We start from the raw sequence: 13,265 nt of genomic DNA on the forward strand, positions 1-13,265 counted from the left end.
TATGCTGAGAGGATCTTGCCAGATCATCGCGCGCGTAAAGTTAGGTAAATCAGTGAGTGGTTGTATGGCGGTTTAAGCGGTCGGACGTACCGGTAAGCGGTTTCGCGGAGGAGGGCGTGGGCTATTTTATGTGATTGAGATCACGATATAAAATGGGACGATCCTTGTTGTGCGGGGCGCCATAACGACGTCACTGAGCTAATCGTGATATTAATGGCGCGCATCCCATAAAGTTTTCCCTTTCCAGGCCGAAAATTCTGTATCTGTCTAGCGGAAAGAGAAAACATGTTAAAGCGAATTAAAATTGTTACCAGCTTACTGCTGGTATTGGCGCTATTTGGCCTTTTACAACTGACATCCGGCGGGCTGTTCTTCAACTCGCTGAAGAATGACAAAGAAAACTTCACCGTATTGCAAACTATTCGTCAGCAGCAGTCTGCCCTGAATGCAACTTGGGTGGAGCTGTTGCAAACGCGTAATACCCTGAATCGCGCGGGTATCCGCTGGATGATGGACCAGAGCAATATTGGCAGCGGCGCAACTGTCGCTGAACTGATGCAGGGGGCGACCAATACGCTGAAGCTCACCGAAAAAAACTGGGCGCAGTATGAGTCGTTACCGCGCGATCCACGTCAGAGTGAAGCGGCTTTCCTTGAGATCAAACGAACCTATGATATCTACCACGGCGCGTTGGCGGAGCTTATTCAGCTTCTTGGCGCGGGTAAGATTAACGAGTTTTTTGATCAACCGACTCAAAGCTATCAGGACGCTTTTGAGAAGCAGTACATGGCCTATATGCAGCAAAACGATCGTCTGTACGATATTGCTGTTGAGGATAACAACAGTTCCTACAACCAGGCGATGTGGGTACTGGTCAGTGTGCTGGTTGCCGTTCTGGTGGTCATTATCGCCGTCTGGTTCGGCATCAAACTGTCGCTTATTGCCCCGATGAATCGTCTGATTGAAAGCATTCGTCATATCGCCAGCGGCGATCTGGTGAAGCGTATCGACGTGGAAGGCTCCAACGAAATGGGGCAGTTGGCTGAAAACCTGCGTCATATGCAAAGTGAACTGATGCGTACCGTTGGCGATGTACGTAACGGCGCGAATGCGATCTATAGCGGCGCCAGCGAGATTGCGATGGGTAACAACGATCTCTCTTCCCGTACTGAGCAGCAGGCAGCGTCTCTGGAAGAGACCGCCGCCAGTATGGAACAACTGACCGCCACCGTGAAACAGAACGCCGAAAACGCCCGTCAGGCCAGTCACCTGGCATTGAGCGCCTCTGAAACAGCGCAAAAAGGCGGCAAAGTAGTGGATAACGTCGTACAAACAATGCGCGATATCGCCTCCAGTTCGCAGAAAATCGCCGATATTATCAGCGTAATCGACGGTATTGCTTTCCAGACCAATATCCTGGCGCTGAATGCGGCGGTAGAAGCGGCGCGCGCAGGCGAGCAGGGACGCGGGTTCGCGGTGGTGGCCGGTGAAGTCCGTAATCTGGCCCAGCGTAGCGCGCAGGCGGCACGGGAGATCAAGAGTCTGATTGAGGATTCTGTGAGCCGTGTTGATGTAGGTTCGACGCTGGTCGAAAGCGCCGGTGAAACCATGGATGAGATCGTCAATGCAGTTACCCGCGTGACCGATATCATGGGCGAGATTGCCTCGGCGTCTGACGAGCAAAGCCGTGGTATCGACCAGGTGGGCCTAGCGGTAGCGGAGATGGATCGCGTAACGCAGCAGAACGCCTCGCTGGTGGAAGAGTCCGCCGCTGCGGCTGCGGCGCTGGAAGAGCAAGCCAGCCGTCTGACCCAGGCCGTCGCGGTGTTCCGTATTCACCAGCAACAGCAGCGTGCGCGTGAAGTGGCAGCGGTAAAAACCCCGGCAGCAGTGTCGTCACCAAAGGCCGCTGTGGCCGACGGCAGCGATAATTGGGAAACGTTTTAAGGGCGTATGGTGAACAGTCGGCCTGACGACCGTAGGCCGGATGAGATGTTCACACTTTTGCCTGATGGGCTTCGCTTATCAGGCCTATGCGCCAGTTTATTGATAAAGATGATGTGTAGGCCGGGTAAGGCGCAGCCGCCACCCGGCATATATGACATTCTCTTTTAACCCTCAACATTCACCACTTTGATTTCCACCATGCCAATCCCCAATTTGCGCGGCGAATGGCCCAAAATATTACCTTCGTTGGTGGAGACGGGAGCGGGCGGCGCAATGACTAAGGTATTCGCGTCCGTCGGGTTGTTGAAATGCAGCGTGATAGTGGACACATCGTGACCCAGCACCAGCGTCTGTTCTTCGTTGCCTACGCGTACCGGAATCGGCCGATTCGCGTTGTCGCCGAAGGCTTTGGCGGTGATCACCAGATCAAACTTTTTCGGCAGCGGCGCTTTATATTCGATTTTAACCTCATCGCCCAACTGCGCATTTGACCAGCGCCCCCAGGACTCCGGCCGGGAAATACCGCTAAACTGCTTCACCTCCTCCGGCGCGCCCGCCACGTTAAAGATAAAGCTATCGGCTTTATAACGAATATCGTTATCGACAGTCTTTAAGGTATCGACGTTGCCTTTGTAGCGCTCCATATCGATCATCGTGTCTTTAAACGCCGTCTTACCCTGCCACTGCGCTTTATCGACATGCTGTACGGTTTGCTGCCCGCCAAGCTGCCCCTGCGAGACGCACCAGTCGGTAGAGAGCGCCAGCGCCGGCGCCCATAGCTGCGCCATCTTGTAGCAGCGATCGATCCAAACGAAATTATCGCGCGGGGCGAAGTCGGCCAACTGGAACCGCAGCGGAGCGGAGTATTCACTTTCCGGTAACGGTTCAACACGCTTATCCGATACGCGCAGTAGTAATGGCAGGCGGAAGTGGCTGCCGGAAAACGCGATCGTGTTTTTGTCCCGATCGACGGTAAAATCTTTTATCTCTTTCGGGAAATTCCACAGGCGAATGATGTCCGGCTTCATCGCCAGCACTTTCTCTTTTACATTCAGGAACACTTCCGACAGCGACTGCCCGGAAAGGCTGCTACGTCCCAGACCGATAAAATTATCGCCGCCGAGAATATCCAGCACCGTTGCGCCGTTGTCCATCGTGTTGCGTTTGACCGCCAGCGTCTCCTGCTGTGGTTTATCGCCGCGCAGAATGAAAAACAGATTGTTGCGATCTTGCTTATTCAGGTATTTCCAGGCCGTATTATTCATCGCCAGATGGTCGGAAGAGACGACGATAACGGTATCTTTAAACCACGGTGACGCTTTGATTTTGTTGATAAACTCAGCGATGTTTTCCTGGCTGCAACTTACGGCGCTAAAGGACTGGTTGGGCTTGCCGTCGTAATCGTAGCGTTTGCGGTTGCAGGTGCGTGAGATAAACCCGTCCGGGTGGTGAGTATCTACGGTCAGCGTAAACAGCGAAAACCGCTGGCCTGAGCGGGAAAGCGCTTCAAATTTCTTCCATGCCTCATCAAGCACCGTATCATCATAGAAGCCCCAGTCGTTACGATAAGACGGGGCCGCCACCACCGTTTTTAGCTCTTCAGCGCCATACAGATGATCAAATCCGTGTGATTTCAGGAACACGTCTTTCCCGGCAAAACGCAGGTTAGCGCCCTGCACGAAATAGTTCTGGTAACCGGAGTTTTTCAGAATATCGCCGAGGCAGATATTCTGCGGGAAGAAGCTGGAAACCGACGCGGACGCATTGCCCTCAAACGGCGCAAACAGCGGAATACCACACTGGGAAGCCACCATCCCAGCGATGGTGTAATCCGTTCCAGGCAGTTGCATGGTATGGCTGAAATCCAGCCCCTCATTTTTCAGCGCGCCCAACTCTGGCGTGAGATTGGGGAAAGCGTCATTATCAAAATAGGTCCGTTCCAGGCTCTCGCCGTAGATATAGACCAGATTGAGCTTCGGATTAGGAATGGTTTTTGCTGGTTCTTTATAATAAACGGCAAAATCCGGATCGCCATCGCGCATTTGTGATTTTACCAGTTCGGTAATCTGGCGAAACGCCGGGCTGGCGTCGACCGAACCCAACGCCAGCAGTAACGCCAGCAGGCTGTAACCGACATGATGAGGATGGTGACGGCGGCGGCGTAGTACCCATCCCAGCGCGCCAAATACCGCCACTAACGCCAGGGCAATACCGATTCCCGGCAGAATATATTTGCCGACTCCCGCTCCCGTCAGACTATTCGTGAGCGTATAAAGCACTGCGTCGTTGATCCCGTCGCCGGTAAAATAGTCGCTGGCATACAGGGTAATATTCAGAATGACAAAAAGTCCCAGCACCGTGAGAATGGCGGCAAACCACCAGGTGTTACGGCCCGCCTTCCAGGCATATATCAGCACAGAGGCGAGAAACAGAGCGACAGAGAGCAACTCGGACAACTGACGATCCTCAATAAACCAGGCTTATCGCTGACAGGAAAAAATTTCTAACAATGTAATAGCGATGTCACATTGCTGCAATTCTAATAACTTTACACGGCGCTGTTATTTAGAATGAGTTTAGAAATTTGGTTTTTTGATCGGCATCACTTCCTGACATAGCGGTTAATAACAGGAAAAGACGAAGAGAAAAGTCGGGTTAATGCCGTGTTGGCGGGTAAAAGGCCAAAACACGGCTTTTAACAGGGCGTCCCGGCGTGGCGCACGGTCAGAAAAGCGCAGTCAGGAGAGGAAATTCAGCCCTTGCTGCAACACCAGATCGCAAGCTTTGGTTTTCACCTTCTCCGCCAGCGGCGTACTGCCGATATTATTGAGGTTCAACTGCTGGCCGTCCTTCGTCTTGAGCAACCCTTGCAGGCCGTTCAGGTAGTTAGTGTCCTGCTCCTGCTGTATGGTATCCAACCCCAACTTGTTCAGAATCTGATTTTTAACGTTTTCCACGTTGGTAGCGGACGCCAGCTTCTGTTTTGCGCAGTACTGCAAAATACCGGCGGCATTATTCATATTATCGGCGCTGAGCGACTGGGCACCTCTGCTGAGCAGACCGGTTAGCGCAGAAAGCGACATCCCGCCCTGCTGTGCGTTCGCGCCCTGAGCGCTTAACTGACTGGCGGCGATACCGCTGGTGGAAATCAGTATGCTGGCGATCGCCGCGCAGCACAGAACATGTTTCACTGTATTCATGGTAATCACCTGTGTTATGCCAGCCAGGCGTCGTATCGCCCTGGCGCACGTTGCAATTTAATACTCTTTACCCGTCACCCGGCTGCGGTAACTGTCCCAGGTAAAATTAACCCATAAACTGTTGCCGAGACGCATACGGTCCATGACGCGTTCGCCAAGCATTTTCGTCATCTCTTCCATATTGCTGTTCGTCAACATGCCGGTGGGACGTTTTGACGAGGAACGACGATCGACAATTTGATTGATGATCACTTTTTCATAGCGAGATTCGGTCTGCACGCCGATCTCGTCGATCACCAACAGATCAACGTTACTCAGATCGTTAAGCAACTGCTCTTCGCTGGTTTCCCGATTGCTGAACGTGTCTTTCATCGCTGACATAATATCCGCTACGGTGATAATCAGTACCGACTTTCCGCGCAGCAGCAGCTCGTTACAAATAGCCGCGGCGAGATGGTTTTTACCGGTTCCAGGCTTGCCGGAAAAGACAAAGCTGGCGATATTGCCGTCAAACTCATCAACGTACTGTCGGGCTTTGCTTAACGCGTTCATTTGTCCGTCGCACTCAACCCGATAGTTATCAAACGAACAGTTCTGATGTAGTGGTCGAATGCCGGAACGGTTAAAGGTGCGCTGCATTTTCATCGCCCGGTTTTCCCGCGCCAGCGCTGCCGCCCGGATCTCGCCCTGCTCTTTCTGCCACGCCAGCAATTCTTCGCCCGTTTTAAACGCCGGCGTAATATGCGCAGGCATCATTTTTTGTAGACGCTGCATCAGGTCGCCAACATTTTTCATCGTTACCCCCTAAAACCTGGTGGAATATGATTGTCAGGTTCGCTGACGCTATTGATGTCGCGCTGCGGCATTCCGCCATTGCTGGAACGGCTGATTTGCACGCTGCGCGCCAGCTTTTGCTGCCACTGGATATGGTGAAAAACCTTACCTTCCGCCTGCCAGTAGGCGATAAACGCCGCCAGCTCTTCTGCGGTGACCGGCTCCCGAAGCGCCACGCCCCAAAGGGCGGCCTGACGCTGAAAATCCGCATCCGGTTGCCAGGCGGGATACATGGCGAATTTTCCGCAGGGAATCGCAACGGGGGCGGCTTCGGGTTCTTCGTAAAATTGCGCGTCTAACGCCACATCGCTTCCCGGACGTGATAACTTTTCTTCAAGCGCCAGCAGTTCAGCCATGCGTGCAGGCGTCACGGCATAAAAGGCAGGCGCATTATTAGCGAATACCGCCACTGCGCCGCCCGTTGACTTCGCCAGCACAGCATGATGATCGTGTAAAAGGACGTCAATACCGATGACGTCCGACGTTAAAATTCTGGAAGACATAATGTTTCTCAATATGGAACAACAACCGAGAAGGGCGACTGTTTTTATAGTACCACACAGACCTGTAAGAACAGCAGGAGGCGTTCCACCGATCACACGCGGGGGCGTTTGCGGTACAGCCATAATCCCGGTACAGAGAGGCCAATTGAGAGCGCGCCAACAATGGAAGAGGCTTTCAGAAAATTGGTCAGCAGCGTAATCATCATCGGTTCGCTATAGCCCAGATGGCTAATTTTTACTGCGGAAATCATCGCGGTATAGGCGGAAATCCCCGGAAACATCGGGATCACGGCCGCGACGGTAAACACTTTAGGGTGAGCGAGATACCAGCGTGACCACTGAATACCAATACTGCCGACCAGCAGCGAAGCCATAAACGTCGACCATTCGATATTAAAGCCAGCGCTCATCATCAGCATACGCGAGCCATGACCCAGCGCCCCCAGTAGCGCGCACCACGGAAGCGCCCGGTGGGGAACATTAAAGACCATCGCAAACCCGACGGCGGGGATCGCAGACAAGATCATGTCCTGCATTAGCGCCAGTAAAAAGTCGATTATACCCATCCTCGTAGCCCCCATACTGTCATTGACATCACTACGCCCACACAGGTGGCCAGTGTCAACAGGCTGGCGATAGCCCAGCGCGCCAGCCCGGTATTAATATGTCCTTTAAACATATCTGCGACGGAATTAATCAGCGGAAAGCCCGGCACCAGTAGCAGTACGCTCGCCGCCATGGCGATAGTGGGCGTCTGGCTAAAGGCGGGAAGGGTGAGCATCAGCCCGGAGATCGTGGTAGCGACAAAGGCGGTGATGCAAAAATTGATCTGCGGATGTAAATGCCGTTGCGCCAGCATCTGGCGAATGTACATGGCTATCATACTGGCGAAAAAGGTGATAACCGCGCCATCCCAGCCGCCATTATTCAGCTTACAAAAGCAGGAGCAGGAGAGACCGACCATAAACGCCACCAGCCAGCGCGGATAACGCAGCGGGCGGAGCTGGCTAAAGCGTTTTTCCACGCCTTTGTAATCCAGCAGACGATGTTCCGCGAGGATAACGATATGCTGAACCTCCGTGACGACGTGCATATTAATGCCTCGATCCTGGTTTTTACGTGTCGATGTCAGACATTGACCGTCTTTAATGGTCGTCAGGACAATGGCGTTAGAGGAGATCGCGCTTTCGACGCTATCCATACCGAGCGCCAAACCGAGGCGGGTGGAAAGCTCATCAACCAGTGCGCTTTCCGCCCCGTGCTGCAATAAAAACAGCCCGCATTGAATACATAACCGTGTTACTGCTCGTTGAATTGATTGCTCTTCTTGCATGACTCGTCCTGTCCGAAAAGACATTCTATGCGCCGCCATTATGACAGAGGCTTCCTTTTTAACACGAAGCGCAGGCATGATGGCGTTGGTTAAGAGCAATTTCTTGTTGATAAAAACGTCAGCCGCCAGACGCAACGCATAAGCTTCCTGAGACGTGCGCTTCGTCACAGGCAGGATATCCTTATGGGCGACGGTTCTCGTATGTCCGTTTCCAGAATAGAGGCATTATGCCAGCCTGGCCGCTCATTTTTGAATCAATGATGTGATGAATTTTATTAACGATATGCATTGATCGTTTAACAACAATGGTATGAGCAGCAGGCGTAAAAATAGGCATGACTTAGTGTAATTCGCAGATATTACATGGGTTTTATGGATGGTAGACAGTATTGTTGGGCTTTTGTTTTAGGACTCAGCAATATGAATGAAGGGCGAACTCATATTTTAAATTTATTAATATGATGAGTTTTTGTTAGAATTGCTAATGTGCAAATTTAGTTAATTTAATTGTCTTGCTTCTGGTTTTATGAGTAACTATGCGATAGTGATTTCATGTTTTTGTGCTATGTGGATTGTAGCGCAATCAATGTTATATTTTTAAAAATAAAACAAGGATAATTAATCCACTCGGCTTATATTTCTTTGCGCTCATTGTTAATAGTGTTTTTATTAATGGGGCAATGAAAGGGGGCGGCGTGGGTGCGGAGGAATTATGCTGCCAGGATGCTGCAAAAATGGACTTATTATCAGTAAAACCCCTCTTATACAGGAAGGCCTTAAAGGGGCTATAACAGGTAATTTCCCCGATTATAAACTGGCGTATTGCCGTACGATAGAAGAGCTAACGCTGCTACAGCTACGCCGAAGCAATTTAGTTATTGCTGATTTAGCAGTTAACAATGCCTCTCCCCGCGCTATCTGCGAATATTTTTATAGCTTACTCTCGCAATATCGCGACATACATTGGGTATTTCTGGTTTCTAAATCCTGCTATCCACATGCGGTTGATCTCCTGATGGGCCCCGTCAGCACCTTGCTTTCAGACGAAGAGCCAATCGAGAATCTTATTAGCGTTATCCATGCGGGAAACGCTCGCTCAGAAAGAATAAGCAAAACGTTATTATCGCCTCAGGTACCGTCTGAAATTCAGCAGTCCCACGACAGGCCGATTGTCCTTACGCTGTCTGAACGAAAAGTATTACGCCTTTTAGGAAAAGGGTGGGGTATTAACCAAATTGCGGCGTTACTTAAAAAAAGTAATAAAACAATTAGCGCCCAAAAAAATAGCGCCATGCGACGCTTATCAATACACAGTAATGCAGAGATGTATGCATGGATAAACAGTTCTCAGGGAGCCAGAGAATTGAACCTACCTTCGGTATATGGAGAAACCATGGAATGGAAAACAGAATCAGCAAGAGAAATGTTGCGCTCGTAGAAAAATGCGTGATGAGCACCATTGGTATTAAAGGGCTATTTGATGCAATGCCGGATTGCCGACATACGCTTCATATTTTTTCAAAACCATCCGCGTTTTATAAGGCTGCGCTAAAGACGCCGTTTTCTGCCGTTATTTTTTCTCTTTCTGCGTTAAGAACTGAACGCCGGACAGGATTATCCAGCCTGACGGAACTGGCGATAAATTATCCCCATATGCGGCGTCTGGTGATTGCCGATGATGATGCTGAAGCTCGCTTAATCAGCGCGCTATCCCCGCTGCCGCTGGATGGGGTCATCAGCAAAGCGTCGCCGTTGGATGTTTTACAGGATGCCTTATTTACATCGCTTAATAGCGCCCGGCGGACAACGGAGCGTACAGACAATCTTTGGGAACTTCACCAGAATTGTATGCTTAGTCCAACCGAGCGGGAGATTCTGCGTTTCATGTCGAACGGCTACTCAATGCCGCAAATTGCCGTCCAGTTAGAACGTAACATTAAGACTATCCGGGCGCATAAGTTTAATGTGATGTCCAAGCTGGGCGTGAGTTCTGATGCCGGGTTACTCGATGCGGCGGATATTCTGTTATATCTGCGCGCCGGCGATGCTACCGCGCTCCAGCATCGGGTATAGCCCGCGCCGGATGCGCCGTGCTTGTTCGGGGAATCCGGGGGGCAGGCACGTTATTGACACACGTCTACCCAGGTCGCCGATGTCAGTTCAGCCATTCTTTCCGGCGTGATGCGTACTGCGCTGTGCGTGGCGCCTGCGGCAGGCAATACTTCGTTATACCCCTTCAGAGAGATGTCGCAATAAACGGGCAGCGGGTGCTCCAGCCCAAAGGGACATACGCCGCCGACAGGATGTCCGGTTGCATTGACCACTTCATCGCTGCTCAACATACGGGCTTTTGCGCCGAAAGTGGTTTTAAGCTTCTTATTATCCAGGCGGGCATCGCCTTTCGCGACCACCAGGATAATGGTGTCTTTTACTTTAAGCGAGAGCGTCTTAGCTATCTGCCCTGGCTCTACGTTGTGCGCTTTGGCTGCCAGCTCGACAGTCGCTGTACTTTGATTTAATTCGATAATTTCAATATCGGGAGCATGTTCGGCCAGAAATTGCCGTACAGATTGCAGACTCATTCTTCTCTCCTGAGACCTTACCAATAGCCACGGTAGACCCAAAAATGGCAAAACGTAATTTGGCATACGGAGAGCGCCGCTGTAAATATAATAATGTGACAGGCCAGCAGCAGTCAGCCGTGACGATAACTGAAGGCAACGTAAAGCGGTTTACTTTAGCGTGCAGTCGCCGCACTGCTGTACGTCAGGTAAGCGGTAACGTTGGCAGCAGGTTCTGCGTACCAGAAGACCGTCGCGTATTACGACGGTCCGCCACAGCGGGTTATCCTGACCGTCGGATAGCTGCTTTTCAAAAAAACAGCGCTGGCGTAGCGTTGCCAGCAGGGCTTCGCCAAGCAGCGGTTTCATCTCAGTCAGATACCAGTTGATTAAATAACCGGTATTGCTCCAGATAAGTTTCGCGTTGATGTCGCCAGTCGCCTCCAGCGCCTGAATGACCGGCTGTAGTGCGGAGACTATCAGCGTTTCCATTCGTTCTTCCGGGGAACGCCCCGTTGCCAGGTTATCCTGATGCACATCAAGCCAGAAACACGCGGCGCGCCCGGTTTCATGAAATTCAACGTGAATATGTTCTGCCGAGACATCGATAGCGCGCGCTTGCGTCAGTAATGCCAGCATCAGCGGCGGCGCCATCAGCCCGATATACCATTGCGCCCACAGGGAGAGTAACGGCTTATTTTCACGTGCCAGGCCTGGCGTGTGCCGATAGATGTGATCGGAATAGGCGGCCAGCAATGAACGAAACGTCGCGGGGCGCGTCCACTGGGCAAGAGTCATTGCCGTTGGCGGCGGTGTTTCATCCAGCCGGATGAAGTCCAACAGGTGCTCACGGGTAGAGGCGATCGTCTCGCGTACTGCGTCCGCCAGCGAGGCGTCTTCCGGCTGGGGAGCAGCTCGCCAGATAATATCGTCAGCAATCGGTGCGGAACGGTAGGCCATAGCACAGTTTAATGATGTTAATCTAAATGATAATGATTGCTAATCCTATCGATAGCGATAAACGATGGCAAGCGGTTTATGGTTAACGCTGTTGGCGTAGCACGATTACGTCAGCAGGATTCATAGGGCGCGCATGTCGTCGCTGACCAGAATGTGGTTACGTCCAAGATGCTTGGCTTCGTAGAGCGCTTTATCCGCTTTTTCGATAGCGTCTCCGATATTGCGATCCGTCAGGGGCGCAATGCCGATACTGACAGTGACATTGGTGGCGACGCTTTCGTTAAACATATGCGGGATTTTAAGATCGTATACTTCCTGTCGGATACGTTCTGCGGTAGCGCGGGCTTGCTGTGGTTCGGCGGTGGTCAGCAACACCAGAAATTCTTCCCCGCCAAAACGGCAGACGACATCGCGCGATCGCACGGCGTCCCGAATTGCCGCTGAGACGCGGATTAACGCCTGATCGCCCATCATATGACCGTAGTGATCGTTGTACGCTTTGAAATGATCGATATCCAATAGCAGGACGTAGTGTTCATGGCTGCCCGGCGCCTGTAACGTATCCAGCCGATTTTGCAGGCCACGGCGATTATATAAGCCGGTTAATGGATCAAGCATACTCAGGCCATTGAGGGTTTCCCGCTCGGCCAGCAGCTTAAACATGAGCTGTTGGGCAAAGTTATCGTAGCGTTTCTGGATAACATGTTGAATAGCGATTCCCACCATTGGCAGGGCCAGCAAATAGAGAATTCGCAAACCTTGTTCATTACCGTTCAGCCACAGGCAGACCGCGACTGGCGGTAGCGAATAGAGCGTAAACGCGACGATATTCGCGGCAAAGGCTATCGAGCCGATAAACAGAACGCTAAGCAGGGAAATCAGTAAAAAAGAGAAATCATAATGGCCTAACGCCGGATACTTTAGCGCAATATGCGCCGCCCATATTCCCCCAAAGAGTAGGGAGATAAAGGGGAGATTAATTCTTTTTTGTCCATATTTCCCATGCCATATCAACAGTAATACGCTCAGGACAACTATCCCGATCATTGGCGTGCAAAATACATTGATCTGATAAAGGGGGAAAACGAGAGTAAATAGCGCCGACACGGCGTTGAGAAACAAGAAAAGACGTAAAGAAAACTGATACTTCTTAATACGAAGCGACCGCCAGGATGGTGTTGTCATGGGTAATTGTCGTTATTTATCGGTGATATACACGGAATCGGGCGCCAACATGAAAATAACGTATGAGAAAAGGTCGCCTAAAGCGAGGTGTTGTTGTTTTTACGTTAACAGTCGGACAATTTATCATCTTACTGAATACGTGTCATCAACCGTTAAGTAAAACTCATCTCTTTAGCTTTCTCCCTGGCTGACAAATGAGAAAATATATCATATGATATTGGTTATCATTATCAATTCCAGAGGTAAAACCATGTTGCAGCGGACGTTAGGCAGCGGATGGGGCGTGTTATTGCCTGGAGTGATTATCGTTGGACTGGCGTTTATCGGCCTGTCAGCTTATGCGCTGAAGCTGTTGATTGTATCAGGATTGCTACTGTCTGCGCTGATGTTGTATCACAAACAATTACGGCATTTTGTACTGCTGCCATCGTGTATAGCGCTTATTGGCGGCATGATGTTGGCAATGATGAACTGGAATCAGGGATGAAAATGAAGGGACAAAGGAAGGATAAGATAATTGGTGCGAGGGGGGGGACTTGAACCCCCACGTCCGTAAGGACACTAACACCTGAAGCTAGCGCGTCTACCAATTCCGCCACCTTCGCACAGTTATCTTACTTTTTGATATCGCCTCGTTGGTGCGAGGGGGGGGACTTGAACCCCCACGTCCGTAAGAACACTAACACCTGAAGCTAGCGCGTCTACCAATTCCGCCACCTTCGCCCAGTGCGAGCAATATCAA

13 protein-coding genes and 2 tRNA genes are annotated in these 13,265 nt (G+C 51.1%); 4 read left to right on the top strand and 11 right to left on the bottom strand.

The window, feature by feature from the left end:
- Positions 1 to 285 precede the first annotated feature (285 nt).
- Positions 286 to 1,947 (top strand): methyl-accepting chemotaxis protein, encoded by a 1,662-nt coding sequence (tsr, locus tag J4685_RS05080; RefSeq protein WP_000919515.1) that lies wholly within the window; start codon positions 286 to 288, stop codon positions 1,945 to 1,947.
- A 164-nt stretch (positions 1,948 to 2,111) separates the two neighbouring features.
- On the opposite strand, the gene opgB is transcribed toward tsr, so the two are convergent.
- The 6 genes from opgB to J4685_RS05110 form a co-directional block, all read right to left on the bottom strand.
- Positions 2,112 to 4,403, bottom strand: a complete 2,292-nt coding sequence (opgB, locus tag J4685_RS05085) for a phosphatidylglycerol--membrane-oligosaccharide glycerophosphotransferase (RefSeq protein WP_001292702.1) — start codon at positions 4,401 to 4,403, stop codon at positions 2,112 to 2,114.
- Positions 4,404 to 4,685: 282 nt separating this feature from the next.
- Entirely contained in the window at positions 4,686 to 5,147 is a 462-nt protein-coding gene (locus tag J4685_RS05090) for a DUF2501 domain-containing protein (RefSeq protein ID WP_001098857.1), read from the bottom strand.
- A gap of 57 nt (positions 5,148 to 5,204) precedes the next feature.
- Positions 5,205 to 5,942 carry a DNA replication protein DnaC gene (dnaC, locus tag J4685_RS05095; protein ID WP_000799924.1) on the bottom strand — a complete coding sequence of 246 codons (738 nt, stop codon included), beginning with the start codon at positions 5,940 to 5,942 and terminating at the stop codon, positions 5,205 to 5,207.
- Positions 5,943 to 5,944: 2 nt separating this feature from the next.
- The gene (dnaT, locus tag J4685_RS05100; RefSeq protein WP_000098578.1) at positions 5,945 to 6,484 is read right to left on the bottom strand and encodes a primosomal protein DnaT; all 540 of its coding nucleotides are present in this window, start codon (positions 6,482 to 6,484) and stop codon (positions 5,945 to 5,947) included.
- A gap of 92 nt (positions 6,485 to 6,576) precedes the next feature.
- Positions 6,577 to 7,050: a threonine/serine exporter gene (locus J4685_RS05105; protein WP_000511329.1), complete on the bottom strand. Its 474-nt coding sequence runs from the start codon at positions 7,048 to 7,050 to the stop codon at positions 6,577 to 6,579.
- A complete protein-coding gene (locus tag J4685_RS05110) occupies positions 7,041 to 7,817 on the bottom strand; it encodes a threonine/serine exporter ThrE family protein (protein WP_001674846.1) in 777 nt (258 codons plus the stop codon). Before J4685_RS05110 ends, J4685_RS05105 begins: the two co-directional genes overlap by 10 nt.
- A 712-nt stretch (positions 7,818 to 8,529) precedes the next feature.
- Between J4685_RS05110 and J4685_RS05115 the strand changes: the two genes are divergently transcribed.
- Together J4685_RS05115 and bglJ are read left to right on the top strand one after the other, a co-directional pair.
- Positions 8,530 to 9,255: a helix-turn-helix transcriptional regulator gene (locus J4685_RS05115; protein ID WP_000936660.1), complete on the top strand. Its 726-nt coding sequence runs from the start codon at positions 8,530 to 8,532 to the stop codon at positions 9,253 to 9,255.
- Positions 9,216 to 9,890, top strand: coding sequence for a DNA-binding transcriptional activator BglJ (gene bglJ, locus J4685_RS05120; RefSeq protein ID WP_000431546.1), 675 nt, complete (start codon positions 9,216 to 9,218; stop codon positions 9,888 to 9,890). The genes J4685_RS05115 and bglJ overlap by 40 nt, the downstream gene beginning before the upstream one ends.
- A 50-nt stretch (positions 9,891 to 9,940) precedes the next feature.
- Here the strand turns inward: bglJ and J4685_RS05125 are convergent, their stop codons facing one another.
- The 3 genes from J4685_RS05125 to J4685_RS05135 form a co-directional block, all read right to left on the bottom strand.
- Positions 9,941 to 10,399: a YbaK/EbsC family protein gene (locus tag J4685_RS05125; protein WP_000058280.1), complete on the bottom strand. Its 459-nt coding sequence runs from the start codon at positions 10,397 to 10,399 to the stop codon at positions 9,941 to 9,943.
- A 150-nt stretch (positions 10,400 to 10,549) separates the two neighbouring features.
- Positions 10,550 to 11,338 (bottom strand): siderophore-iron reductase FhuF, encoded by a 789-nt coding sequence (gene fhuF / locus J4685_RS05130; protein WP_000331525.1) that lies wholly within the window; start codon positions 11,336 to 11,338, stop codon positions 10,550 to 10,552.
- Positions 11,339 to 11,458: 120 nt separating this feature from the next.
- Positions 11,459 to 12,523, bottom strand: a complete 1,065-nt coding sequence (locus J4685_RS05135; RefSeq protein ID WP_000211207.1) for a GGDEF domain-containing protein — start codon at positions 12,521 to 12,523, stop codon at positions 11,459 to 11,461.
- Between the two features lie 250 nt (positions 12,524 to 12,773).
- Here J4685_RS05135 and J4685_RS05140 point away from each other — a divergent pair, with 250 nt between their 5' ends.
- A complete protein-coding gene (locus J4685_RS05140) occupies positions 12,774 to 13,010 on the top strand; it encodes a DUF1435 domain-containing protein (RefSeq protein ID WP_000941878.1) in 237 nt (78 codons plus the stop codon).
- Positions 13,011 to 13,041: 31 nt separating this feature from the next.
- On the opposite strand, the gene J4685_RS05145 is transcribed toward J4685_RS05140, so the two are convergent.
- Positions 13,042 to 13,128, bottom strand: a tRNA-Leu gene (locus tag J4685_RS05145).
- 31 nt (positions 13,129 to 13,159) lie between these two features.
- Positions 13,160 to 13,246 (bottom strand) — tRNA-Leu (locus tag J4685_RS05150).
- Positions 13,247 to 13,265: the final 19 nt, after the last annotated feature.

The sequence above is a fragment of the Salmonella sp. 32100201201700099SM genome (genome assembly GCF_017572645.1).
Lineage (GTDB): Bacteria > Pseudomonadota > Gammaproteobacteria > Enterobacterales > Enterobacteriaceae > Salmonella > Salmonella enterica.

Coding starts and splice junctions, on each gene's coding strand:
- tsr (WP_000919515.1), top strand. CDS start 286: ATGTTAAAGCGAATTAAAATTGTTACCAGCTTACTGCTGGTATTGGCG.
- J4685_RS05090 (WP_001098857.1), bottom strand. CDS start 5,147: ATGAATACAGTGAAACATGTTCTGTGCTGCGCGGCGATCGCCAGCATA.
- dnaC (WP_000799924.1), bottom strand. CDS start 5,942: ATGAAAAATGTTGGCGACCTGATGCAGCGTCTACAAAAAATGATGCCT.
- dnaT (WP_000098578.1), bottom strand. CDS start 6,484: ATGTCTTCCAGAATTTTAACGTCGGACGTCATCGGTATTGACGTCCTT.
- J4685_RS05105 (WP_000511329.1), bottom strand. CDS start 7,050: ATGGGTATAATCGACTTTTTACTGGCGCTAATGCAGGACATGATCTTG.
- J4685_RS05110 (WP_001674846.1), bottom strand. CDS start 7,817: ATGCAAGAAGAGCAATCAATTCAACGAGCAGTAACACGGTTATGTATT.
- J4685_RS05115 (WP_000936660.1), top strand. CDS start 8,530: ATGCTGCCAGGATGCTGCAAAAATGGACTTATTATCAGTAAAACCCCT.
- bglJ (WP_000431546.1), top strand. CDS start 9,216: ATGGAAAACAGAATCAGCAAGAGAAATGTTGCGCTCGTAGAAAAATGC.
- J4685_RS05125 (WP_000058280.1), bottom strand. CDS start 10,399: ATGAGTCTGCAATCTGTACGGCAATTTCTGGCCGAACATGCTCCCGAT.
- fhuF (WP_000331525.1), bottom strand. CDS start 11,338: ATGGCCTACCGTTCCGCACCGATTGCTGACGATATTATCTGGCGAGCT.
- J4685_RS05135 (WP_000211207.1), bottom strand. CDS start 12,523: ATGACAACACCATCCTGGCGGTCGCTTCGTATTAAGAAGTATCAGTTT.
- J4685_RS05140 (WP_000941878.1), top strand. CDS start 12,774: ATGTTGCAGCGGACGTTAGGCAGCGGATGGGGCGTGTTATTGCCTGGA.